22 protein-coding genes are annotated in these 25520 nt (G+C 54.6%); 13 read left to right on the forward strand and 9 right to left on the reverse strand.

Annotation, left to right across the window (positions count from 1 at the left end; genetic code table 11):
* Positions 1 to 11 precede the first annotated feature (11 nt).
* The gene (locus SJI19_RS12425) at positions 12 to 782 is read left to right on the forward strand and encodes an ABC transporter ATP-binding protein (RefSeq protein WP_323478671.1); all 771 of its coding nucleotides are present in this window, start codon (positions 12 to 14) and stop codon (positions 780 to 782) included.
* Between the two features lie 46 nt (positions 783 to 828).
* Here the strand turns inward: SJI19_RS12425 and SJI19_RS12430 are convergent, their stop codons facing one another.
* Positions 829 to 1386, reverse strand: coding sequence for a DUF1003 domain-containing protein (locus SJI19_RS12430; RefSeq protein ID WP_323478578.1), 558 nt, complete (start codon positions 1384 to 1386; stop codon positions 829 to 831).
* A gap of 221 nt (positions 1387 to 1607) precedes the next feature.
* Here SJI19_RS12430 and SJI19_RS12435 point away from each other — a divergent pair, with 221 nt between their 5' ends.
* Entirely contained in the window at positions 1608 to 2516 is a 909-nt protein-coding gene (locus SJI19_RS12435; RefSeq protein WP_323478579.1) for an AEC family transporter, read from the forward strand.
* A gap of 914 nt (positions 2517 to 3430) precedes the next feature.
* The gene (locus SJI19_RS12440; protein WP_323478580.1) at positions 3431 to 4522 is read left to right on the forward strand and encodes a porin; all 1092 of its coding nucleotides are present in this window, start codon (positions 3431 to 3433) and stop codon (positions 4520 to 4522) included.
* Between the two features lie 152 nt (positions 4523 to 4674).
* On the opposite strand, the gene bhsA is transcribed toward SJI19_RS12440, so the two are convergent.
* Positions 4675 to 4932 (reverse strand): multiple stress resistance protein BhsA, encoded by a 258-nt coding sequence (gene bhsA, locus SJI19_RS12445; protein WP_323478581.1) that lies wholly within the window; start codon positions 4930 to 4932, stop codon positions 4675 to 4677.
* 283 nt (positions 4933 to 5215) lie between these two features.
* Here bhsA and cecR point away from each other — a divergent pair, with 283 nt between their 5' ends.
* From cecR to SJI19_RS12470, 5 genes are read left to right on the forward strand one after another with little or no spacing between them, the layout of a single operon-like run.
* Positions 5216 to 5917, forward strand: coding sequence for a transcriptional regulator CecR (cecR, locus tag SJI19_RS12450; protein ID WP_323478582.1), 702 nt, complete (start codon positions 5216 to 5218; stop codon positions 5915 to 5917).
* On the forward strand, positions 5914 to 6957 hold the full coding sequence (hlyD, locus tag SJI19_RS12455; RefSeq protein ID WP_323478583.1) for a secretion protein HlyD: 1044 nt from the start codon (positions 5914 to 5916) through the stop codon (positions 6955 to 6957). The genes cecR and hlyD overlap by 4 nt, the downstream gene beginning before the upstream one ends.
* Positions 6935 to 8689 carry an ATP-binding cassette domain-containing protein gene (locus tag SJI19_RS12460; protein ID WP_323478584.1) on the forward strand — a complete coding sequence of 585 codons (1755 nt, stop codon included), beginning with the start codon at positions 6935 to 6937 and terminating at the stop codon, positions 8687 to 8689. Before hlyD ends, SJI19_RS12460 begins: the two co-directional genes overlap by 23 nt.
* Positions 8676 to 9818, forward strand: coding sequence for an ABC transporter permease (locus SJI19_RS12465; RefSeq protein ID WP_323478585.1), 1143 nt, complete (start codon positions 8676 to 8678; stop codon positions 9816 to 9818). The genes SJI19_RS12460 and SJI19_RS12465 overlap by 14 nt, the downstream gene beginning before the upstream one ends.
* 9 nt (positions 9819 to 9827) lie before the next feature.
* Entirely contained in the window at positions 9828 to 10934 is a 1107-nt protein-coding gene (locus tag SJI19_RS12470) for an ABC transporter permease (RefSeq protein WP_323478586.1), read from the forward strand.
* A gap of 14 nt (positions 10935 to 10948) precedes the next feature.
* Here SJI19_RS12470 and SJI19_RS12475 read toward each other — a convergent pair whose 3' ends face one another.
* The 7 genes from SJI19_RS12475 to hypA form a co-directional block, all read right to left on the reverse strand.
* A complete protein-coding gene (locus SJI19_RS12475; RefSeq protein WP_323478587.1) occupies positions 10949 to 12181 on the reverse strand; it encodes an MFS transporter in 1233 nt (410 codons plus the stop codon).
* 473 nt (positions 12182 to 12654) lie between these two features.
* The gene (locus SJI19_RS12480; protein WP_323478588.1) at positions 12655 to 15072 is read right to left on the reverse strand and encodes a carbamoyltransferase HypF; all 2418 of its coding nucleotides are present in this window, start codon (positions 15070 to 15072) and stop codon (positions 12655 to 12657) included.
* 12 nt (positions 15073 to 15084) lie between these two features.
* Positions 15085 to 16098 carry a hydrogenase expression/formation protein HypE gene (hypE, locus tag SJI19_RS12485; RefSeq protein ID WP_323478589.1) on the reverse strand — a complete coding sequence of 338 codons (1014 nt, stop codon included), beginning with the start codon at positions 16096 to 16098 and terminating at the stop codon, positions 15085 to 15087.
* Positions 16095 to 17210, reverse strand: a complete 1116-nt coding sequence (gene hypD / locus SJI19_RS12490; RefSeq protein WP_323478590.1) for a hydrogenase formation protein HypD — start codon at positions 17208 to 17210, stop codon at positions 16095 to 16097. Before hypD ends, hypE begins: the two co-directional genes overlap by 4 nt.
* Positions 17197 to 17490 carry a HypC/HybG/HupF family hydrogenase formation chaperone gene (hypC, locus tag SJI19_RS12495; protein ID WP_323478591.1) on the reverse strand — a complete coding sequence of 98 codons (294 nt, stop codon included), beginning with the start codon at positions 17488 to 17490 and terminating at the stop codon, positions 17197 to 17199. Before hypC ends, hypD begins: the two co-directional genes overlap by 14 nt.
* Positions 17491 to 17558: 68 nt before the next feature.
* Positions 17559 to 18926 (reverse strand): hydrogenase nickel incorporation protein HypB, encoded by a 1368-nt coding sequence (hypB, locus tag SJI19_RS12500; RefSeq protein WP_323478592.1) that lies wholly within the window; start codon positions 18924 to 18926, stop codon positions 17559 to 17561.
* Positions 18927 to 19060: 134 nt separating this feature from the next.
* A complete protein-coding gene (gene hypA, locus SJI19_RS12505) occupies positions 19061 to 19405 on the reverse strand; it encodes a hydrogenase maturation nickel metallochaperone HypA (RefSeq protein ID WP_323478593.1) in 345 nt (114 codons plus the stop codon).
* Between the two features lie 392 nt (positions 19406 to 19797).
* Here hypA and SJI19_RS12510 point away from each other — a divergent pair, with 392 nt between their 5' ends.
* The 5 genes from SJI19_RS12510 to hyfE are packed head-to-tail and all read left to right on the forward strand — an operon-like array spanning position 19798 to position 25518.
* On the forward strand, positions 19798 to 20418 hold the full coding sequence (locus tag SJI19_RS12510) for a 4Fe-4S dicluster domain-containing protein (protein ID WP_323478594.1): 621 nt from the start codon (positions 19798 to 19800) through the stop codon (positions 20416 to 20418).
* 2 nt (positions 20419 to 20420) lie between these two features.
* On the forward strand, positions 20421 to 22436 hold the full coding sequence (gene hyfB, locus SJI19_RS12515; protein WP_323478595.1) for a hydrogenase 4 subunit B: 2016 nt from the start codon (positions 20421 to 20423) through the stop codon (positions 22434 to 22436).
* 11 nt (positions 22437 to 22447) lie between these two features.
* Complete coding sequence (locus SJI19_RS12520; protein ID WP_323478596.1) at positions 22448 to 23398, forward strand: respiratory chain complex I subunit 1 family protein; 951 nt, start codon at positions 22448 to 22450, stop codon at positions 23396 to 23398.
* An 18-nt stretch (positions 23399 to 23416) separates the two neighbouring features.
* Positions 23417 to 24856 carry a hydrogenase 4 subunit D gene (locus SJI19_RS12525; RefSeq protein ID WP_323478597.1) on the forward strand — a complete coding sequence of 480 codons (1440 nt, stop codon included), beginning with the start codon at positions 23417 to 23419 and terminating at the stop codon, positions 24854 to 24856.
* 11 nt (positions 24857 to 24867) lie between these two features.
* Positions 24868 to 25518: a hydrogenase 4 membrane subunit gene (gene hyfE / locus SJI19_RS12530; RefSeq protein WP_323478598.1), complete on the forward strand. Its 651-nt coding sequence runs from the start codon at positions 24868 to 24870 to the stop codon at positions 25516 to 25518.
* The last annotated feature ends 2 nt before the right edge of the window (positions 25519 to 25520 follow it).

Raw genomic sequence — 25520 nt, forward strand, 5'->3', positions numbered from 1 at the left:
AACCACGTACCATGATCGACATACGCAATCTGAACCTTTGTTTTGGCGAAGGTGCAAAAAATACGCAGGTACTGACGGATGTCAATATTGCCGTGCGTGAAGGGGAAATTTTCGGACTGGTAGGCGAATCTGGCTCGGGGAAAACCACGGTACTGAAATGTTTAGCGGGACTGTTTACGCACTGGAAAGGCGAGCTGGAGATTGATGGTCAACAGCTAGAACACCGTATTGGCCGCGACCGTTGTCGTCTCGTGCAGATGGTGTTTCAGGATCCGTACGGCTCTTTGCATCCGCGCCACACCATCTTCGACATTCTGGAAGAACCGCTACAAATCCACCACATCGACCAGCGCGAGCTGCGGATAAACACCATTCTGGAAAAAGTCGGTCTGGACCGCGCATTCCATAGCCGTTACCCGCACCAGCTTTCCGGTGGCCAGCGACAGCGGGTCGCCATCGCAAGGGCGTTGATCCTCAAACCCCGTGTGCTGCTGCTTGATGAGCCAACCTCAGCGCTGGACGTTTCGGTACAGGCGGAAATTCTCAATTTGTTGTTCGATCTTCAAAAAGAGGAAGGACTGACGTACCTGATGGTCACGCACGATTTGGGGGTTATCGCCCATCTATGCCAGCGCGTGGCCGTGATGAAATACGGAAAAATCCTCGAAACGTTAGAAATCGATGCCCTGCTGCGCGGAGATATTCAGCAGGACTATACCCGCGTGCTGGTCGATGCCAGCCGTGATTACAGCAGGGAAATGGCGGCGAAAGTGATGTTGTAGATGCCGTTGAGTCGGCTCGGTGTCCCGTGATGCAGACCAGCCGGATTTAGGCGGCATCCTGCAGTAGTTTCTTATGAAGTTCAGCGGCCAGGACTTCTATACGCTCGGTGAGATTTTTAGTCAGGGCCGTCAGTTCAGTATTTTGCGTAAGCAGTTCCATTATTTGTGCCGAGGTTTGGGCCGCCTGCTCCTGACGTTGTGTATTCGCGATGGCCAGTGCCTCGCGATGCTCGGCATCCGCGTCGGAATGGGCTTTGTCCCGCTCCGCCTGGCGGGTTTGCGCCAGTAATATCAGCGGTGCAGCGTAGGCCGACTGTAGGCTAAACGCCAGATTGAGCAGAATAAACGGGTAAATATCAAAATGCACCAGGCCAATGGAGTTAACACCAACCCAGGCGATGACAATCAGGGTTTGCGCACCTAAAAATACCGGCGTACCAAAAAAACGGGCAAAGTCTTCCGCTTTACGCGCGAACCAACCATTGCCGAATGGCGAGGCCAATTGGGCATGTCGGCGATGAAAACGCAGATGGTCCACTTTTATCGCCGGTGCTGAAGTCGATGCGGTTTCATTCAGCGTGTTGAATGGATCGGTGTCACTCATATTGTTATCCCTGGGAAGGTTATCAAAGCAGTTGTGCCATTATAGATACCGTACAGAGTTAATATATATTAATTATGTAACCGAAAACTGGACATGATGATGTGGTGTGCTATTGCGGGTATATGCTAGACCTGTACGGATTAACCCGACAAAACAATGGGAGGGGTCCTCTGGTTAAGGTATGATGAATCTATTCTTTTTGTCTTCGTCAGGACAGCAACATGCTGGACGTGCTCATAAAAGCCTTTTCTTTCCTTTTCATTATCGTTATTGGTTATCTCTTAAAGAAATATGGCATTTTGCAGCGTTCTGATAGTGTAGCCTTATCGAAAATCATGATGAATCTGACGTTGCCCGCAGCGGTAATCACCGGTTTTGCCAGTTTTAAGGTGGATAATTCATTGCTGATGTTGGTGCTGTTAGGGTTTGTGTGCAATATCATCTTGCTATACGCCGGTTATCTGATTGCCAAAAAACGCGATAACGATACCAAAGTGTTTTTTATGATCAATACCCCCGGCTACAATATCGGCTGTTTTACCCTGCCTTATGTGCAAAGTTTTCTTGGTCCGGCAGGCATTGTTGCCACCTGTTTATTTGATGCTGGGAATTCGGTTATCTGTACCGGCGGGAGTTATGTCGCAGCGGCCAACGCCACCGGCAAAAGTACCGGGCTTAAAAACACGTTTAAGCGGTTGTTTTCCTCGGTCCCTTTCGATGTCTACATGGTATTGCTGGTAGCGGCGTTATGCGGTTTGCATCTGCCTAGCCAGGTCACTATTTTGACCTCCATTATCGGTAACGCCAATCCGTTTCTGGCCATGCTGATAATCGGCATGATGCTGGAAATCAATATTGACCGAACCCAGCTTAACAACGTCTATACGTTGTTGGTCGTGCGTTATGGCGCCGGCGCGCTCTTTTCGGCATTGTTTTATTTTTATACGCCGTTCCCCCTGGAGATCCGTCAGGTACTGGCGGTAGCCGTCTTCGCCCCATTGTCATCTCTGGCACCGATATTTACCGCCCGGGGCAGCAATCTGGGCTCGGTCGCTAGCTTTACAGGTTCTATTTCGGTGTTAATCAGCATTATCATCATTACCACGCTGCTCACCCTTATGAACGTGTAATGTTCTTGACCTCAGCTTTCCCAACGTCTTATACAAACTGCTGTGACTAAATAAAAGGCCAGTAGTTTATATTGCCATAAGCAAGATTTTTTTGATTAATATTTTCACCAGCAATGAATAGGTTTTTTTATGGGCATAAGACCAAACGTTTTGGTCTTATTATCCACTATCATTGTGGGATGAATAGTTTATGATGCCGCATCGAGGTACCGCTAAAACCTCATTCCGTTATTAAGCAAATCACCATTGTCGGGTAAAAAAGGCATCATTCGCTCGGCATGCGGTTTAATGCAGACCAGCGTCTGTTCCACTGAGTTATCATGATTAATTATTTATTACAGGCAGGATGGATAACCCGTAGGCATACAAACAAGGTCGAAAAAAAAAAGAGATCCCCCCTTCTTACCCCCGTTGCTGGATAGCGTAAATAATGACCCAGTAGGGGGATATTTATTATACCAATTTGGCTTACAGGTAATTTTACCGGCAACGTCACACCTGACAATCATAGTCGGATTGTGCTTTTTTTGGCTTCAATGCTGCATAAACGGCTAACGCGGCCTTAAATTCGGTGATGTTTCTGAAACATAAACTGGTTTTGTGATGGTTCTCAACTTTTAGATCTGTATGACACGTTAAGGTAGCCTCGCGCGGCGACAGGGGCGTTGTTCGGTGCTTCAGTAATTGATTAAAAATGAGTCATTTACTGGTTTAACGAAAAGTTCACAATCCTAACGTCGATTAAGCTGCTACTATCCTTCGGAATTCGACCCCCAGGGCTGGATAGCTAAATGATGGATTGCGCAATTTCTGAAATACAATTTTAAAAAAAACACTGGATAGCACTGGATATCAACCACCAAAAGGTTGAGTCCTCTTTAATTTAACTAAAAAGTATTGGTAAGGAAAAAGTAATGAAGAAGATAGCATTGGCAGTTTTGGCAACGTTAGTTGCTGCACCAGCTCTACACGCCGCAGAGATTTACAATAAAGACGGTAACAAGCTGGATTTTTACGGCAGCGTGCGCGCCCGTCATTATTTCACCCAAAATACCGCCAACGACGGCGATCAAAGCTATGTGCGCCTCGGTTTTAAAGGCCAAACCCAGATCAATGATCAGCTGACCGGCTACGGCCAGTGGGAATACAACGTCCAGGCCAATAATACTGAAGGCGGCTCCGATGCTCAAAAAAACACCAAAACCCGTTTAGGTTTTGCTGGTTTGAAACTGAAAAACTTTGGCTCCCTTGATTACGGTCGTAACTGGGGCATCGCCTATGATGTCGCGTCGATTACCGATACCGCCCCGATCTTCGATGACCTGACCTACAGTTCCGCTGATAACTTTATGACTGGCCGCGCCACCGGCCTGCTGACTTATCGCAACACCAACTTTTTTGGTCTGGTTGACGGCCTGAAGTTCGGTCTGCAATACCAGGGCGCCAACGACGAAAACTCCAACAACGCCCGTACAACTAACAAATCTAACGGCGACGGCTACGGTTTGTCGGCGTCTTATACCACCCCTATCGATTTGTCCATTTTGGGTACCTACGCTACGTCTAAACGTACCGCCCCGCAACAGGCAATGGATTTCGGTAAAGGTGATAACGCTGACGTATGGGCCACCGGTTTGAAATACGACCATGCAGGTGTTTACGTAGCTGGTTTGTACGGTCAAGGCCATAACCTGACGCCGATTTCATCCGGTTCTACCCTCAAAGGTTACGCCAATAAAACAGAGAATATGGAAGTTGTGGCATCCTATCTGTTTGATTTCGGTTTGAAACCGATGGTTGGCTACTTCCAGTCTAAAGGCAAGGATATCGACAAGGGTGTCGGCGATGCAGATTTAGTGAAGTACTATGATGTGTCCATGACCTACTTCTTTAATAAAAACATGAACGTCTACGCGGATTACAAGATCAACCGTCTGGATGAGAACAACCCGTTGGGAATCAACGCCAAAGACGAATTTGGCCTGGGTCTGACCTATCAGTTCTGATTCTTGGCAGCTTATTTACCCAAGAGCCCGTTGACCTACAAACCAGTATCTTAGCGGCAAATCGTCAAGCCGAAAAAAAGCGACCCGCGGGTCGCTTTTTTTATTGGCTACAATAGAGGCATGTTGTTTGCCTGCATTACTGGCGGTGGAACTTATTTATACAGTTCGGCACTGCCGTGCAGAGTGTCATTACCGCTGACGCCAATAATGCGATAGGAGGTCGCACCGGTGGCATCGGCTTTGGCAGCCAACTGTGATTGCAGGTCATCAAGCGTTGACGTAGTGGCACTAGAAACCACACCGATGCGGTGTTCACCGGCAGGGCGACTGTTCACTTCCTGGGCGGCAAAACCGGCAAAAGAAACGGTACTCAGTACGATGGCGGCGACGGCTAAGTGCAGGTTTTTCATGATATAAACTCGCTATGTAATAGGTTATTTGGCTAAACGTTAATATCTTAACGTTCGATAAACAAATGATAAACGCTGCTACTCCTAAGATCAAGTATTATTTTAATGACCATTAATTAAATATATCAATACCCGCAAAACAGCATGAATGGGGGGAGTTGCTGTTAGCGTACCTGCCCCCAGTACAGAAACGTCAGCGGTAGCACATTGCTCACGCGGGGCTTTACAGCTTACTAGTACAGGCCTAAACTTAATCAATCGATTGATATATTTTGGAGCAATCATGTCACAACCCCCCTCGCCCACCGCGCGCGGCGAGCAGGCCAAGGCCCAGTTGATCGCCGCCGGGATTGAACTGTTTAGTGAAAAAGGCGCCCAGACCGCCACCACCCGCGAGATCGCCCGGCTGGCAGGCCAAAATATCGCCGCCATCTTTTATTATTTTGGCTCTAAAGAGGGTCTTTACCTGGCGGTGGCCCAATGGATCGCCGATTTTATCCAGCAGGCCAATCAACCGCTAATGGCGGAAATTGACGATTTACTGGCACAGCACACGCCGGCGGACCCGGGACAATGCCGGGACTATATTATTAAAAGTATGATGAGTTTCACCGAACTGCTGACCAACCCAAAAACCGTAAACCTGAGTAAGATTCTCTCGCGTGAACAGCTGATGCCCACCGAGGCCTACCAGCTGATTCACCATCAGGCCATAGCACCTTTGCATCAGCGGTTTACTAAACTGGTGGCCGGTGTTACCGGCTGCGACCCAACTGACACCACGACCATCCTGCATACCCATGCCCTGCTGGGTGAGATGCTGTCGTTTCGTATGGCACGTGAAACTATTCTGCTGCGAACCGGCTGGGATGATATGGGCCCGGAGCAGATCACGCTTATTAAAACTATTTTGACGCACCATATCGATTGGATTCTTAACGGACTGCGAGCCGAACAGGCAGTGGTTTTAGGCAAAACATTATGAAGAAAAAAATAATTGCTATTGTTATTATCCTGTTCGCGCTGATAGCCGCAACGGTATATGGCCTGCGCTATTATCAGCAACAACAAAACCAGGCACTAACCCTGTACGGCAATGTGGATATCCGTACTGTCAATCTGGGGTTTCGGGTCGGTGGGCGGCTGGCGCAGGTCATGGTGGATGAAGGTGATAAGGTTCATCCCGGCCAGATGTTGGCCAAAGTAGATGATGCGCCCTATCGCAATGCCCTGTTGCAGGCCCAGGCAAATGTGGCCAGTGCGCGGGCCAAGCTGGATTTGGCCCAGGCCGGTTATCGCAGCGAAGAGATTGCACAGGTGCGCTCACAGTTGGCGCAACAGCAAGCAGCCTTTAACTATGCCGACAGTTTTTATCATCGCCAACAGGGCGCGTGGGCAAAACGGGCGATTTCCCCTAATCAATTGGAAGATGCGCGCGCCGCCAGTAATCAGGCCAAGGCTAACCTGCAAGCCGCCAAGGATAAACTCCAGCAATACCAAACCGGTAACCGGCCGCAGGAAATCGCCGCCGCGCAGGCCGAACTGTCGCAAACCCAGGCAGCGATGTCCCAGTCGGCTCTCGACCTGGCTGATACCCGATTGGTTACCCCTTCAGCGGGGACCATTTTAACCCGAGCCGAGGAACCCGGCAGCATACTGAGCGCTGGGGGAACGGTATTTGTTCTGTCGTTGACCCGCCCGGTGTGGATTCGCGCTTATGTCGATGAAACCAACCTGTCGCAAGCGGTACCGGGCACCCCAGTCACCATTCGCGTTGATGGTCAGCCCGACAAACGTTATCACGGCAAAATAGGCTTTGTTTCACCCACGGCGGAGTTCACCCCCAAGAGCGTGGAAACCCCGCAGTTGCGCACCGATTTGGTCTATCGCCTGCGTATTATGGTTAATGATGCCGATGATCGGCTGCGCCAGGGAATGCCGGTTACCCTGAACTTGACCACCGGGCATCACCCCACCCCGGTATCGGACGGCGGCTCAGTGGATGGCAAAAATAATGCCCGCTAATGTCATTGAGCTCAACGCGCTGGAGAAGACGTTTCCTACGCAACAGGCACCGGCGGTGGCCCCGCTGACCCTGGATATCCACAGTGGCGGGGTGACCGGTCTGGTGGGTCCCGACGGCGCAGGTAAGACCACCCTCATGCGTATGCTGGCCGGGTTACTGACCCCCAGTCAGGGTACTCTGCGAGTCGTGGGCCTAGACCCCACAACCGAAGAGGGTCAATTACATGCCATTCTGGGTTATATGCCGCAAAAGTTTGGTCTGTATGAAGACCTGACGGTGATGGAAAACCTGTCTTTGTATGCCGATTTACGCGATGTGACCGGGGAACTGCGCCAGCAAACCTTTGATCGATTACTGGATTTTACCGACCTGTCCCACTTTACCCAGCGACTGGCCGGCAAACTCTCCGGCGGCATGAAACAAAAACTCGGTCTGGCCTGTACGCTGCTCGGCCAACCCAACGTTTTGCTACTTGATGAACCGGGCGTCGGCGTGGACCCGATCTCGCGCCGTGAACTTTGGCGCATGGTACATGAACTGGCAGACGAAGGGATGTTGATCCTGTGGAGCACCTCTTATCTGGACGAGGCAGAACAGTGCCGACAGGTGCTGTTGATGAATGAAGGTGTGGTGATCTATCACGGCGCGCCCGCTGAACTGACGCAAACCATGGCTGGACGGACACTGCTGGTCAGCGATAGCGCCGGTACCAACCGACAGTTATTGCAGCGGGCACTGCAACTGCCGTTAATCAGCGATGGTGTGATCCAGGGCAAATCCGTACGGCTGATTTTAGCCAAGCAAGCGCAGCCAGGCGCATTGGCCGCCGCCCTTAACCTGCCAGAAACCGAGATTAAGCAGACTGAACCGCGCTTTGAGGATGCGTTTATCGATCTGCTGGGCGGTGGCCCGGGTGGTAAGCAGGCACTGGCAGACATTATGCCGAACATTGACGGTGAATCAGGGGAAACAGTAATCGAAGCCCGTCATTTAACCAAAAAGTTTGGCGATTTCGCCGCCACCGATGACATCAGTTTCGCCGTCACCCGCGGGGAAATTTTCGGTCTGCTGGGGCCGAACGGTGCGGGCAAATCCACCACCTTTAAGATGATGTGCGGTCTGTTAGTACCCACTACCGGTCAGGCACTGGTGTTGGGCATGGACTTGAAGACCGGCTCCAGCCAGGCACGTCAGCATTTGGGTTATATGGCACAAAAATTCTCCCTGTACGGCAATTTGACCGTGGAACAGAATCTGCGTTTTTTTTCCGGCGTTTATGGGCTGCACGGCAAACACCAGCAGCGCAAGATGGATGAAATGAGCCGGGCGTTTGATTTTGCCCCCATTTACCATCAGACCCCCGACGCACTGCCCTTGGGTTTTAAGCAGCGCCTGGCCCTGGCCTGTGCGTTGATGCATGAACCGGATATTTTATTTCTCGATGAACCGACCTCCGGCGTCGACCCGCTCACCCGTCGGGAATTTTGGCTGCATATTAACGGTATGGTGGAGAAAGGCGTCACCGTGATGGTGACCACTCACTTTATGGATGAAGCCGAGTACTGCGATCGCATTGGGCTGGTGTATCACGGCAAGCTGATAGCTCACGGTACACCGGATGAGCTCAAGCAGCACAGTGCCAACACCGAAACCCCCAACCCCACAATGGAGCAGGCGTTTATCGCGTTGGTGGGCAATTACGATAAGGATAACGGTAATGAAACCGCATAACAGCACCCGGTTTTCCTGGCGGCGACTGCGGGCATTGTGCACCAAAGAGACCCGACAAATCATGCGTGATCCCAGCAGCGGCTTGATAGCCGTTGTCATCCCGCTCTTGTTGCTGTTTATTTTTGGCTACGGTATCAATCTGGACTCCAGCCGGCTGCACGTCGGCATATTGATGGAGCAGCAAAGCGCTGACGCCCGTGACTTGGCCTACGCTTTCGCGGGGTCGCCCTATATTCAGCCGACCATTAGCGATAATCGCCAGCAATTGGTATCGCTGATGCAGGCAGGTAAAATCCGCGGCCTGATTGTGATACCGGTGGATTTTGATCGCAATATGGCACGTGCAGGCAATAGTGCGCCGATCCAGGTGATTACCGACGGCAGTGAACCCAATACCGCCAATTTTGTCCAGGGCTATGCTCAGGGGATATGGCAAATTTGGCGACAGCAGCGGGCGGAGGATCGCGGTCAGGCGTTCGAGCAGTTGATTGATGTCAGGGCGCGTTATTGGTTTAATCCGGCGGCAATCAGCCGGAATTTTATCATTCCCGGCGCGATCACCATCATTATGACGGTGATTGGTGCCATTCTGACGTCACTGGTGATCGCCCGTGAGTGGGAGCGCGGCACCATGGAAGCGTTATTGTCTACCCAGGTCACCCGTGCCGAACTGCTGCTGTCCAAACTGCTGCCCTATTATGTGCTAGGCATGGGTGCGATGGCGCTTTGCATGATAGTGGCGGTATGGGTGATGTCCGTGCCCTTTCGCGGTTCTTGGTTACTGTTGTTCGGTATCAGTAGCCTGTTTTTGGCCAGCACACTGGGCATGGGGTTATTGATTTCCACCCTGACCCGCAACCAGTTCAACGCTGCCATGGTGGCGCTTAACGCGGCTTTTCTGCCTGCCGTGATGCTATCAGGGTTTATCTTCCAAATTGAAAGTATGCCTGCGGTGGTGCGCGCCGTGACCTTTATCATTCCGGCGCGCTATTTTGTCAGCACATTGCAAAGTCTGTTTCTGGCAGGGAACATAGGCGGGATCCTGTTGATGAATACCCTGTTTCTGGTGGCTTCGGCGCTGGCATTTATTGGCTTGACGGCCTGGAAAACCAAGCGCCGCCTGGATTAAGGAACCAACATGTTTTACCGACTTTGGACACTGATCGTCAAAGAGCTCCAGACACTGTTGCGTGATCCGCAAACCCGAATGATTTTGGTCATGCCGGTCATCCTGCAGGTCTTGCTGTTTCCTTTCGCCGCCACCTTGGAAGTGACCCATGCCACCATCGCGATTTACAGCGATGACAGCGGCCAGAACTCGGTTGAACTCACACAGCGTTTGGCCAAGGCACGGTCGTTTACCCAGGTTTTGCTGCTACACAGCCCACAGCAAATTCAGACCACGCTCGATAACCAGCGAGCCTTGCTGGTGGTGCGCTTCCCGGCGAATTTTTCCCGCAATCTGGCTGCCGGCGTACCGGCACCGCTGCAGTTGTTACTCGACGGACGCAATTCCAATAGCGCCCAGATCGCTGCCAATTATGTCCAGCAAATCATCAATACCTACCAATTGGATTTGCTGGGTTCCCGGCCCAAAGCCGATAACAGCGAGCTGACCATCCGCAACTGGTATAACCCCAATCTTGATTATAAATGGTTTGTTGTACCTTCGCTGATTGCACTGATCACCACCATTGGTGTGTTGATCGTCACCTCGCTGTCCGTGGCGCGCGAACGTGAGCAAGGCACGCTTGATCAACTGTTGGTTTCACCGCTGGCCACTTGGCAGATTTTTATCGGCAAAGCAGTACCGGCGTTAATGGTGGCAACCGTGCAAGCCTCGATTGTACTGGTTATCGGTATCCTGGGTTATCGCATCCCCTTTGCCGGTTCGTTGACGCTGTTTTATGTCACCTTGCTGCTGTACGGTTTGTCGTTGGTGGGTTTTGGCTTGCTGATCTCCTCGTTATGCTCAACACAGCAACAGGCGTTTATCGGGGTTTTTGTGTTTATGATGCCGGCTATTTTGCTGTCTGGTTATGTGGCACCGGTGGAAAATATGCCCCAGTGGCTGCAAACCCTGACCTGGATTAACCCGGTGCGCCATTTTACCGACATCATTAAGGAAATTTATCTTAAGGATGCCGATTTTGGCATTATCTGGCACAGCCTATGGCCGCTGCTGGTGATTACAGCCACCACCGGCAGCGGGGCATATTGGTTGTTCCGGCGTAAAATTGCCTGACGGCCACCGTCGGTTTATTTGGCCGGCGCACCGCTGCCCGTCGGCTCGTAACCCGAGAGGGCTTTGCCCTGGGTTTCACGTCCGAATGAGACCAGTAGGCAAATTAAAATCGCCACGGTGCCGGCCACCACCGCCATGGCCAGACCATAGTTATTACCATGGGCCTCGGCAATGCGCGATTGCAAGGTCGCGTTCACCGAGGCGATCAGATTGCCCAATTGGTAAACGAACCCTGGCAAGACAGCTCGGGAATTGGCGGGAACCAGCTCCGTCAAATAGCTGGGCACTACGCCCCAGGCGCCCTGTACCATAAACTGCATCAGAAACGCCCCCAGGCCAATCATCACCGAACCCGTAGAGAACGCCCACAGCGGCAGGACTGGCAGGGCCAGCAATGCGGCGAAGATAATGGCTTTTTTACGGCCAATTTTTTCCGACAGGCTACCAAAGACGACTCCACCTAGCATGGCGGCAATATTGTAGCAAATCGCGATAATGCTGACGGTATGTGGCCCGAAACCGTGTTGTACTTTTAAGAAGGTCGGATAGAGATCCTGGGTGCCATGGCTGAAAAAGTTAAAGCAGGCCATTAGCGCCACCATATACAGGCATAACTTCCAGTGAGTACGGATAATCGGCAATAACGCGACGCTCTCTTTACGCTCCCGGGCGGCTTGCCAAACCGGTGATTCGGGAACCTTAAAGTAAATAAACGGCAGCAGCAGCACCGGCAACGCGCCGATCAGGAACATACCGCGCCAGCCGACCAGGCTAAAGAACAGACCAAAGATAATGGATGCCAATAAATACCCGGCGGGATAACCCGCCTGAAAAATGCCCGACATCAGGCCGCGGGAACGATCCGGTATGGTTTCCATCGCCAGTGATGACGCGACCCCCCATATCCCCCCCATCGCCACGCCGTATAACACCCGAAGTCCGATAAATATCGCCAGAGTAGGCGACCAGGCCGATAACAGTTCAAATGCCGAAAACATCAATACATTAATCATCAGGATGGGTCGACGGCCATACTTTTCTGCCAAGCGTCCGAATAACAGAGCACCGAGTGGGCGTACCGCTAACGTCAGCATAATGGAAATGGAAACGCTGGCGATATCGGTATGGAACCAGGCAGCCAGATCGCTTAATACAAAGACCAGAATAAAAAAGTCGAAAGCATCCAACATCCAACAGGCAAAGCAGGCGAAAGCCACGTTGCGCTGTGTTGACGTCCAATTGAACATAGTGGTTGTCCTATCTTTGAATCGGCCATGTTTGGGGTGAGCCGAAAAAAACTATGGTCTCGAAAACGACCAGGGAACACGTCCTGACGCTCGAAATCTATTGGGTATCGCGGGTACGGTTATTTTAATAATGTTAACCATTTGTTTATATCAGGTTATGAGCATGAGAAGTTGAGACCTTTGTTACCATCATAATCAAAGTGTAAACACGCGTTACACGGCAGAAAAAATGCGTATTAACATCAGGCCGATATACTCTCACCGACAGCTCGATAGGCGATTAGCCGCTGGGTAAATGGGTAAATAGGTAAATAGGTAAATAGGTAGATAGGTAGATAGGTAGATAGGTAGATAGGTAGATAGGTAGATCGGTGGGCTAATGGGCTAATAGAGGAAGGCAAGCAGCGCCGGTGTTGGCGGTGGCCTGGTGGTGAGCCTGTCGTCAGTATCAGTGTGCTGGGTGGGTCAGGGGTTCATTGTGCATAACGAGCGGCGGCAATCAACGCCTGTCCGAGTGCCAGTCCCCCATCGCCGGCCGGCAGTCGTGAGGGTTGCAGAATACGTAGCGCCGGTAATTCAGCCACCAGTAATTCCCGGAACAAGCGGTTATGCATTACCCCGCCCGAGAGCGCCAGCGTAGTCAAGCCATGGCGCTGTGCCGCTTGGCGCGCCAGCGCAGCGAATCCTTGCGCCAGGGCCAAATGAAAAGCATAAGCACGATCGGCGGGCTCAGCACGCCAGTCAAGCCATTGGCGCCAGAACGTGGCCAGATCCAGCCGGTTACCCAGCAGCGGTAGCGTAACGGGAATAGTGCTTTGCGCAGCTTTGGCCGGTGCCCGCCAGGCTAAGGCCTCCAGCCGGCAGGCGGCCTCACCTTCCCAACTGATTTCACGCTCGCAAAGTCCCAGCGCCGCGGCCACCGCATCAAACAGCCGTCCGGTAGACGATGCCATGGGCGCGTTGATGCCCCGGTTTATTGCGCGGGCCAACAGCTCGCCCTCAGCGCGCACGATCATGGCCGCCTCGGGCAAATCGCGCCAATCGGGCACAAAACGCAACCACTGTGCCAATAGATTGCGCCATGGCTGGCGTGAGGCCAGATCCCCTCCCGGCATGGCAACGGCGGGCAACCCGCCCAGCCACTCGCAGTGACAATAATCCACTTTTAGGCACTCGCCGCCCCACCATCTGGCCGAATTACCGGCGGCATCATCCATACCCTCTTCTGCTGTGCACGGCGCGCCGTAGCCTAACCCATCCAGGGCCAGGCCGATCACCGGGCCGGCATCGAGAGGCCAGCCCTGTTCCGCCAGACAGGCGACCAGGTGTGCGTGGTGATGCAGTGTGCTGATGCAAGGCACGCCGAGCTCTGCCGCCAACGTCTCACCCCAGCGATGGCTAACATAACCGGGATGGGCATCCACCACCACCCGTGTGGGAGTAAAGTTCCAGATATCACGATAGAGCGCCAACACCTGCTGCTGTTGCTGCTGGATGCCTTCGTCGGCCAGATCCCCGAGATGCTGGCTCAACACCGCTTGCCCGTCCCGCAGCAGACAAAAGGTATTTTTTAAATCCGCCCCGAGCGCCAGAATAGCCGGCGACCTGGCAAAACCGGGCGGCAAGGCAAGGGTATCCGGTACATAGCCGCGCGAGCGGCGCAACATCTCCACACCCGATGTGCTTAAGCGCACCAGAGAATCGTCAGCACGTTGCACAATGTCACGATCGTGCAATAACCAGCCGTCGGCGATAGTGGCCAGATCGTTCAGCGCCTGTGAGTTGTCCAGTGCCGGCGGCCGGCCATTGCGGTTGCCGGAGGTCATCACCAGCGGCCGGCCAACAGCGCGCATTAATAGATGTTGCAGCGGATTGGCCGGCAGCATCACGCCCAACTCATGCAATTGCGGGGCAATCAAATCACAAAGCGGACGTTGGTGCGGTCCATAACATGCTTCGCTACCAGAACGCGTTTTTGTCCACGTCTCGCCCGCCGTGTCGTGCCACACATCCTGTCGGCTGTCGACCGGCCAGGGGATCAATACAATGGGCGCGGCTGGGGATTGTAGCAACTGGGTTAACGCCGGATTGTCATGCCCTGCCCAGCGCTGCAGCCAGGCAATGTCAGGCACCATCACCGCCAGCGGCTTGCTCGGTCGGCGTTTGCGTTGGCGTAGGTGCATCACCGCCAGACCATTGGTGGCGTCGCAGGCCAGATGAAACCCACCCAGCCCTTTGATCGCCAGGATCTCGCCGGCACACAGCCGCCTCGCGGCCTCGGCAATGGCCTGGTCTTTCGCGGCCAGTACCGCGCCCTGCGCATTCGCCAGCCAGACCTGCGGTCCACAGTGTGGACAGGCGTTCGGCTGGGCGTGAAAACGTCGATCGGCGGGATGCTGATATTCAGCCAGGCACGCAGCACATAACGGAAAACGATCCATGGCGGTATTCGGCCGATCGTAAGGCATGCGGCGGATCAAGGTGAACCGTGGTCCGCAATGAGTGCAGTTGATAAAGGGGTAACGCCAGCGACGGTTGGCCGGATCGTTCAGTTCGGCCAGACAATCAACGCAGGTGGCGGCATCCGGCACCACTTGGGTCGACATGGCACCGCCATGACTGGGAATAATGCTAAAGGTTAACGGACGGTTCACCCAGTGCCAGGGGGCAGTGTCAATACTGTCAATGACCGCCAGCGGCGGACAGCTTCGCCGTAGTTCCAGGATAAACACCGTGGCATCGCTGCCCCACAGGCGCACTTCAACCCCAGCGGCGTTATTGCCAACATCACCGATAACACCAAGACGCTGGGCCACCTGCCACACGGTGGGGCGAAAACCCACGCCCTGGACCTTGCCTTTGATGGTCAGCCGCACACCATTGGTCGCCATGGTAAGCTCCGCTTAGCAAATCCTCGGCAATGGTTCATCATGGGGTAACATGAGCAACCGGCTCACGCCGTACAGTCCACACAGTCGCACCTGCTTATCATCGGTGACCTCGCCGATGGTTACAGCATCGCGTCCCAAAGGATGATGATGCAGGGTTTGTAGAACTTGCTGCTCCGCCTGAGGACTGACCACCAGCACCAGTTTGCCTTCATTGGCAAAATTGAGCGCTTCCAGGCCGAGCAGTTCGCACAGCCCGCGCACCGTGGTTTTCACCGGCAGTGCCGCCTCGTGAATATTCATGCCGCAACCGCTGCCGCGGGTAAATTCATGCAAAATGGCGGTCACGCCGCCGCGCGTGGCGTCGCGCAAGGTACGCACACCCGCAATGGCGCGCAACGGTGCGATCAGCGGGGCCAAAACCGCACAGTCACTGACCAGATCCGTTTCCATGCCCAGATGCTCACGCAAATTGAGGATCGTTGCGCCATGATCGCCCAACGTACCGCTCACCAAAATGCGATCCCCGGCGCGGATTTGACTCACGCCCCAATCCAGCCCCAGGGGAATAACACCCAGCCCGGCAGTATTGATAAACACTTTATCCACCGCGCCGTGGGGTACTACTTTAGTATCGCCGGTGACAATTTGGATACCGGCGTCGCGGGCAGTGGCCGCCATGGACTGGACAATGCGTTGCAACGTCTCTAACGGCAGACCCTCTTCAAGCATAAACCCACATGACAGCCAGCGCGGCGTGGCACCACTGACCGCCACATCGTTGGCGGTGCCGCATACCGCCAACTTGCCAATGTTCCCGCCGGGGAAAAACAGGGGATCAACCACATAGCTGTCGGTGGTAAATGCCAGTCGATCGCCCAGCCCATTCAGTTCGGCGAGCGGCAGGCGCGCCTGATCTTCCCCGGTGCTCAGCAGCGGATTGTCAAACGCCTTGATAAAAACATCACTGATCAGCGCCTGCATGGCGCCGCCGCCGTTGCCGTGCGCCAGCGTAATCTGTTTGTTCATGCCTCACTCCGACGATATTGATACCAGGCGGCGCAAGCGCCTTCTGAAGAAACCATCAGCGCGCCGAACGCATTTTCCGGCGTGCATACATTACCAAACAGCGGGCAGTCGGCCGGCTTGCAACGGCCGGTCAGCACCGCACCACAGCGCGCGCGCGGGTCATCCGCTACCGGATGCTGCTCGGGATTAAAACGTTGCTCGGCGTCATACTCCATCCATTCGGGACGCAGGTTGACCCGGGAGTCGGCTATCACACCCAGGCCACGCCATTCGCTGGCACCCTCGGTAACAAACACCTGGTTCATGGCGCGCTGTGCCAGGTTATTGCCCTGTTCAGGCACCACGCGGCGATACTGGTTTTCCACCGTACAACGCCCGTCGATATATTGTTCAATCAGCATCAACATTCCCTGCAGGATATCCCCGGGCTCAAACCCAGTCACCACCACCGGCTTGTGGCATACGTCGCTTATATAGGCAAACGGCTGCTCACCGATCACCATGCTGACATGCCCCGGCGCAATAAAACCGTCGATGCGCACGTCCGGCTGTCCGAGCAGGCTTTTTAAGGTGGGCATCAGGGTAATATGCTGGCAAAACAGGAAAAAGTTTTTCACACCGTCGGCGCGCGCCTGTTGCAGGGTTATGGCGCTGGCGGGCATGGTGGTTTCAAAGCCGATACCAAAAAATACCACAGGCCGATCGGGGTGCTGCTTGGCGATGGCCAGTGCGTCGAGCGGAGACCATACCATACGGATATCGGCCCCCTGTTGCCGGGCGCTCAGCAGCGAACCATGACGGCCAGGCACCCGCATAGCATCACCAAAGGTGCAAAAAATCACCCCGGGCCGCAGTGCGATTTCCAGGCAGGCGTCAATACGGCCGGCCGGCAGTACACAAACCGGGCAGCCTGGCCCGTGGATGAATTCCAACGCCGACGGCAGCAGTTTATCGAGGCCAAATTTGAAAATGGCATGAGTATGTCCGCCGCAGACTTCCATTACCTGCAGTGGATGTGCATCGGTATAACCGGTCAGTGGCATCCGCTCGGCAATACGCGCCACCAGCCCGTTGACCAGTTCCGGCTGGCGGTACTCATCAACGAACCGCATGGGACTCGCCTCCTTGCAGGAACAAACCCACATCCGGCTCCATCTCACCCATTTGCCGCAACGCGTCGAGGGTTTCCTTGGCCTCACTTTCATCAAGCAGGCTCATGGCAAAACCTACGTGAACCAAAACCCACTGCCCCGGCAGCGCCGTCATGGCGGCGGCATCGGCGCAGACCAGCCGGACGTTCACCCGCCGCTTGACGCCGCAGACGTCAACCCAGGCATTGCCTGGGCTGGTTTCGTCCAGCGTGATAACCTGTCCGGGAATGCCTATACACATGTGTTGTTTCTCCAGCCCGTTCTGTCAGGCGTTACTCGGTAGGCCGCCGGATGCTGGCGGCGCAGCGATTAGCTAGCCCGCTGCTCGTCCAACCAGCTGATCCAGGTATCCATACCGTCACCGGTGGTGGCGGATAGCATCAGTACCACCATGGCCGGATTGACCCTGCGGGCGTTGGCAATACAGGTGTCGACGTTGAAATTAACCCAGGGTAATAAATCCGTTTTGTTCAGGATCATAACGTCAGCAGCGGCGAACATATGAGGGTATTTTAACGGTTTGTCCTCGCCTTCGGTGACGGAAAGCACCACCACCTTGTGACGTTCGCCAAGATCAAAACCCGCCGGGCAAACCAGATTGCCAACGTTTTCAATAAACAACAGGCTGTGGTCCGGCGGTGCCAACCGGCGGGTAGCATCCTGGATCATCTGCGCATCAAGGTGACAGCCTTTGCCGGTATTCACTTGGATCGCGGGAGCGCCGGTGGCACGAATACGATCGGCGTCATTGGTAGTTTGCTGATCCCCCTCAATGACCGCGCAACTTATCCGATCTTTGAGCCGCTGCAGCGTTTCAGTCAGCAGCGTGGTTTTACCCGAACCTGGGCTGGACACCAGATTAAGCGCCAGAATGTGACGCGCCTGGAAATGTTCACGATTCTGCGCCGCCAGGCGATTATTCTTGTCCAGCACATCAATTTCGATTTCCACCAAGCGCCGCTGGCTAAGACCAGGAGCATGAACGCCGGCCTCGCCATGTCCATAGTGCAAATCAGCGTGTGGGTCAGAATGCAGATCAGAGTGCAGATCATCGTGCGGACCCGCGTGTAGATCGGCATACCCATCATCAGCCAAAGCATCATACCGATCGCCGGGCAAATCGTCCTGGCGTATCGCCCCAGACATCGAGCTACCGTCCCGTTCTTCGGGTCGACACGCGGCCGGCGGCAAGCCATTGTAATAATGGTGATGCACCTCACCATGGTAGTGATGATGATGAATCACCAGTGGTGCCGCCGCGCCATTGGCGGGTAGCGTGACGCGGCGCGAGGCCAGCGCTGCCGACGAGCGATCGTAAGCCCGTGCCGCCAGATGCTCCGGTTTCACCGAGTCGGTGTCCGAGGTGTGGACATGCCCCTGCGCATGACGAGGCAAGCCGGATGTATGGTCATGGCCATGCATATGCCCATGTAAGCCCGAATCGGACCGGTGATCGTGAATGTGATCATGCGTATGTTCATGGAAACCGTCACCGGCCGCGTGATCGTGAATGTGATCATGGGTATGCTCATGACCACCAGGGCTGACGGCATGCTCGTCGGCATGGTCATGCGGATGGGCATGTTCATGGGCATGTTCATGGTGAGAACCTTGTTGAACAGGTTCGTCACCCTCAATATGGCGTTCGCCTTTGGCGCAACCGCAGGTACTGCACATGAATAATTTCCTCGCTTAACGATGGATCGGGTCGACCTGACGCGTCGACATACCCGTCATACTTCCCGTTGCAGTGGTAATGGCTTTCCGCAAGACGAACTATTGAGGGTATTGCGCCAATATTGGCTGGCACTTCAGGCCACTTCAAGACGTTTGATTTGAATATTGTCATGGGCGTCGGTCTGCAGGGCATGGCCGCCGCACAACGGGCAGATCAGCACCGGCGCGTCCGGCAACGTCACCTGCCGTTCACACGCGCGACACCAGGCTTGTGCCACCTGCACGTCCAGATGGAGCGAACAGCCTTGTGCCAAGGTGTTGCGACAAACCATGTCAAAGCAAAATTGCAATGACTCCGCCTCTACGCAAGAAAACGCCCCGATGGACAACCAGACGCCGGTAACCCGACTGGCGCCGTTTAATCGCGCTTGCTGTTCGACAATCTCCAGCGTGTTCTGCGCCAGGGTTAATTCATGCATGTCTTATTCCGCCCAATACTCCGCCTCTTTCAGACGATTGTCATTTATCTTGCGATCATTGCAAAACAGATGCCAGCTTATCATGGTCACGTAGGTTAATTTTATGATACAAATCAATTCATTAAATTAAGCGTTTTTTCAACCATTCCCCCATCGGCTGTCATCGCCACCTTTCGTCATTTATGACGACGCGGTACCGGCAACCCGGGTCGACACTTATGACGATTGACCGGTGCCGACAGCGTTTGGCCAGTACCCATAATGCCGCAACCCCGCGCCCACGGCCTTCTCCACCGATAACCACATGAGTGGCATGGAATATGCTTTACTCGCCAGCATCATCTTTCAGCATGCAGCCTGACTGTCATCCGTTTCTCCTGGAGGAGAAGGTTATGAACCGCTTTGTTATCGCGGAGCCACAGCTTTGTATTGGATGTAATACCTGTATGGCCGCCTGTACCGAGGCACATAAAGCCGTAGGGTTGCAGTCTTATCCCAGACTGTCCGTAACACGTACTGCCCAATACACCGCGCCCTTGCTCTGCCGCCAGTGCGAAGACGCGCCTTGCGCCCGTGTCTGCCCGGTTAACGCCATTACCCTTGGCCCCGACGCCATCATCCTTAATGAGAGCCTGTGTATCGGTTGCAAATTGTGTGGACTGGCCTGCCCGTTTGGTGCCATTACGCCGTCCGGCAGCACGCCGGTCAATATGCCTACGTTGTTTACGCATTTTATTCCGTCTCAACAACTGGCCGACGTTCCCGAAAGTCCAAAAAACATGAATCCCTTTCTGGCCTGGAATGCCGGAATACGCAACGTGGCGGTGAAATGTGATCTTTGCGATTTTCATCCCGACGGTCCGCAATGTGTCCAGGTCTGCCCAACCAATGCATTGGTGTTGGTGGATGACGACGCGGTGGAACAGACCAACCAACGCCGACGTCTTTATGCGGCGCGCGGGTTATCCGCCGATTTGGATATCGCTTCCCACACGACCCCAGGGCAGGAGTAAATATGAGTGCATTTCAGTTACTCAGCGGCTCACTCGGGCTGTACATTATCGGTGGTTTGCTCTCGCTGTTGCTGGCCCGTCAGGAGCATCTGGCAATATGGGTCGCCGGCCTGACGGCGATGGCCGGTGGCATCCTCGGCCTGCTGGCCGCCGCACCGGTACTGCTTAGTGGGGAAACCCTCACCTATACCACCGCCGGTCCTTTTCCCTTCGCTGCGTTCAGCGTGCGCCTGGACGGTCTGGCGGCTTTTATGCTGCTGGTGATTTCCTTGTTGGTGACCGTATGCGCCCTCTACTCCATTGCCTATGTGCGTGAATATATAGGCCGGGGCGCGGCGGCAATGGGGTTCTTTATGAACCTGTTTATCGCCTCCATGGTTACGCTGGTGGTGATGGATAATGCCTTCTGGTTTATCATTTTCTTCGAAATGATGTCGCTGGCGTCCTGGTTCCTGGTGATAGCCGATCAGGACGAAGAGTCAATTAACGCCGGGCTGCTCTACTTCTTTATTGCCCACGCCGGTTCGGTGCTGATCATGGTGTCGTTCTTCTTGATGTGGCGGCAAAGCGGCAGCCTGGAATTTGCCTCGTTTCGTACCTTATCCATGTCCCCCGCCGCCGCCTCGGTGGTGTTCCTGCTCGCATTTTTTGGTTTCGGTGCCAAGGCGGGCATGCTGCCATTACACAGTTGGCTGCCGCGCGCACATCCCGCGGCCCCTTCTCATGCATCGGCCTTGATGTCCGGCGTAATGGTAAAAATCGGCATCTTCGGCATTATCAAGGTGGGGATCGACCTGCTGGGTGCCAGCCAACTTTGGTGGGGCATTATGGTGCTGGCCTTTGGCGCAGTATCCTCAGTGCTTGGGGTACTCTATGCCTTGGCGGAGCACGATATTAAACGCTTACTGGCCTGGCATACGGTGGAAAACATCGGCATCATTTTGATGGGGGTCGGCGTGGGCATGATTGGCATTGCCGCCCATCATCCGGTACTGGCCGCGCTGGGCCTGCTTGGCGCACTCTACCATCTGTTGAACCATGCCGTATTCAAAGGGTTACTGTTTCTCGGTGCCGGTGCGATTATCTGGCGGGTGCACAGCCGGGATATGGAAAAGATGGGGGGACTGGGCCGGCTGATGCCGCTCACCGCCGTGGCATTTTTGATCGGTTGTATGGCGATCTCCGCGCTGCCGCCGCTAAACGGATTTGTCAGCGAGTGGTACACCTACCAATCCCTGTTTACCATGAGCCATGACGGCAGCTTTATTATGCGACTGAGCGGTCCGGTAGCCATCGTGATGCTGGCGATCACAGGTGCGTTGGCGGCCATGTGTTTTGTTAAAGTCTATGGCATCAGTTTTTGCGGCGCGCCACGCAGCGAACGGGCTTCCCAGGCGCGTGAGGTGCCTTGGCAAATGACGCTGTCTATGCTGCTGCTGGCGCTGCTGTGCGTCGCTTTGGGCGCCGGGGCCTCGGTGGTAGCACCGATATTGGCCAGCGTAGCCGCCGGCTTAAGCCATGCCCATGAGATTACCGTGGTGCAAGGTACGCTGCTCATTCCCCAACAGGCCAGCCAGGCCATGCTGTCCCCCTTGTTGATATTGATCTTGCTGCTGGCCTTGCCGCTGATTCCGCTGGGCATTTACCTGTTGCGCAAAGGCGATCAGCCGGGTTATCGCCGCCACGGCGAACCCTGGGCCTGCGGTTATGCCTGGGAACCGCTGATGGCCATGTCAGCCGGCAGCTTTACCCAACCGCTGCGCGTGATGTTCTCCGGTCTTTACCGGTTGCGCAGCCAGCTTGATCCTTCCCCGCTGCTGCGCCGTGTATTGGAGCGTGTGACTGAAAGCGCCGGCCGGATCGAGCCATTTTGGGATGACGATATCATTAATCCATTGGTACGTATCACCCAGCGATTAGGGGTGAGGGTCCAGGTGTTGCAGGGGGGGGATTTTCGTATCTACTGCCTGTACGTGGTCGCCGCGCTGGTGATCTTGCTGCTTGCCACCGCCCTCTGAGGAGATAGACCATGTTGATACAACCATTGCCGTCGCTGACCATGGGGCTGTTTGCGCTGGTTCAAGCCCTGCTGCTGTTGGCGATAACCCCGCTAATGACCGGTATTTCACGCCAAATCCGCGCCCGAATGCACTCCCGGCGCGGACCTGGCATCGGGCAAGATTATCGCGATTTGATCAAGCTGTTAATGCGCCAGGACGTGGCGCCAGAACAGGCCGGTCCGGTATTTCGTGTCATGCCCTATGTCTTGATAGGCAGCATGTTGCTGGTCGCCATGACCCTACCCATATTGACCCGGTTCTCACCGTTTGGCGCGGCGGGGGATCTGATTGCCCTGTTGTACCTGTTCGCCTTGTTTCGCTTCTTTTTCTCGCTGGCCGGGCTCGATACCGGCAGCACCTTCGCCGGTATCGGCGCCAGCCGCGAGCTGACGTTGGGGGTTCTGGTGGAGCCCACCTTGATGCTGGCGCTACTGGTGGTGGCGATGATTGCCGGTTCCACCAATATCGGCACCATCGGTGCGACCCTGTCTGCGGGTTGGCAATCACCTACCGCCACCCTGCTGGCACTGTTGGCCTGCGGCTTCGCTACCTTTATCGAAATGGGCAAAATCCCCTTCGACGTAGCGGAAGCAGAGCAAGAGCTGCAAGAGGGCCCGCTAACGGAGTATAGCGGCTCCGGCCTGGCACTGGTGAAATGGGGTCTTGGCCTCAAACAGGTGGTGATGGCTGAACTGTTTTTGGTGGTATTTTTTCCCTTCGGCAACGCGGCCGAACTCACTGCCGGTGCCTTACTGTGGGCGCTGGTCGCCATGATGATTAAATTGCTGGTGGTATTTATTCTCGCTTCCCTGTTTGAAAACAGCTTGGCGCGCGGACGTTTTTTATTGATTCCGCGCGTGACCTGGTTGGGATTCGGCGTCGCCGCGTTGTCCTTTGTTTTTTACCTCACCGGACTTTAAGGAGCCAGGAAATTCATTATGGAGAATATAGCCCTTGCGACTGTTCTGGTCCCGTTTGTCGGCGCGCTGCTGACCGCCTGTCTACCTCAAAGGATGGCAAAATGGCTGTGCACGCTGTTTGCGTTGCTGGCCACTGTCGGCACGTTACTGCTGGCACAGGCGTTTTTTTCCGGCGGTAAAATCGCCACCACCTATACCTTGCTGCACTATGGCGATGTTGCGCTCATTGGCATCACCATCGACCGTATCAGTACGTTGATCGTGTTTGCCGTGGTGTTTTTAGGATTACTGGTCAGCCTCTATTCCACCGGTTATCTGACCACCGGCAACCGCGAACATCCCCATGAAGGCACCAATCGTTATTATGCCTTCCTGCTGGTGTTTATCGGCGCGATGGCCGGGTTGGTACTCTCGTCCACCCTCCTTGGCCAACTGTTGTTCTTTGAAATCACCGGTGGCTGCTCCTGGGCGCTTATCGGTTATTACAGTACGCCGAAAGCCCAGCGTTCAGCCATGAAAGCACTGCTGATCACCCACTTTGCCTCTATAGGGTTGTATCTGGCGGCGGCGATGCTGTTTGTCACCACCGGCACCTTTGCCCTGAGCGCCTTGAGCCAGTTGCACGGCGACGTTGCGCTTATCGTCTTCGGCGGCATATTAGTGGCGGCCTGGGGAAAATCAGCACAATTGCCGTTGCAGGCCTGGCTGCCTGATGCCATGGAGGCGCCAACACCGGTCAGCGCCTATCTGCATGCAGCCTCGATGGTGAAAGTCGGGGTGTATATTTTTGCCCGCGCTATCCTGTCGGCGGGTGATGTACCGCATATTATTGGCTGGGTCGGCATGGTGATGGCGGTGATCACCATGATCTACGGGTTTATAATGTATCTGCCGCAAAAGGACATGAAACGCCTGTTGGCATGGTCCACTATCACCCAATTGGCCTACATCTTTTTTGCCCTGTCACTGGCGATTTTAGGTTCCAAGGAAGCGTTCACTGGGGCCATCGCTTACATCTTTAACCATGCCTTCGCCAAGAGCCTGTTCTTTCTGGTCGCCGGCGCACTCAGCTACAGCTGCGGCACCCGCATGCTACCACGACTGCGCGGGGTACTCGGCAAGATGCCGTTAGTCGGCATCGGCTTTTGCGTCGCGGCGCTGGCCATCACCGGTGTACCGCCATTTAACGGTTTTTTCAGTAAGTTCCCGATTTTCGCCGCCGGTTTCGCCCTGTCGCGCCAGTATTGGGTGCTGACGCCACTGATGATTCTGGTATTGATTGAATCCGTCGCCAGCTTCGTCTGGTTACTCTATTGGTTTGGGCGCGTGGTTCCCGGCAAGCCCAGCGATGAGGTGGCTCAAGCCGCACCGATCCCGCTGGCCATGAGTGCGGTGCTTGCCGTGCTGGTGGTGATGTCGCTGTGCTCCAGTTTTATTGCCGTTGCCTGGCTTGGATAAGGAAGAAGACTATGACCGGATCTCTTATTGTCAATAACCTGGCAGGGCTGATGATGATCACCTCACTGCTGGTGATTGGCGCCAAACGCCCCATCGTCTCTTGCTGTTTATATGCACTGCAGTCGCTGGTATTGGTGTTGATTTTCTTCACCCTGGCAGAAACGCTGCATGCTCATCAATTATTACTGTGGTCACTCAGCGCCTTGATCACCAAGGTCATACTGGTGCCGTTGATTATGGCTCGGGCCTTTAGCACATTGTCGGATCCCGGCGCCGACGGCGGGATTATCAGCCCCACCATGCTCATGCTGGCGGCGGCGGTCATTGTCCTGCTGTGCTGGTTTGTGGTGGCACCGGTCAACCTGCCGATGGTGGCGGCATTAAAACCGGCCTTGGCCGTGTCGCTTGGCCATTTCCTGCTCGGCCTGCTGTGTATTGTGACCCAACGTAATATTCTCAAGCAGGTGTTCGGTTATTGCCTGATGGAAAACGGTTCACACCTGACACTGGCCCTGTTAGCCAATCGTGCACCGGAACTGGTGGAAATCGGTATTGCCACCGACGCGATATTCGCCGTGTTGATCATGGCGTTTATGGCGCGAAAAATCTATCGCACACTCAACACGCTTGACGTTAATCAACTGACGGCGCTGAAGGGGTAATG

Source organism: Acerihabitans sp. TG2 (assembly GCF_035013185.1).
Taxonomy (GTDB): domain Bacteria; phylum Pseudomonadota; class Gammaproteobacteria; order Enterobacterales; family Enterobacteriaceae; genus Acerihabitans.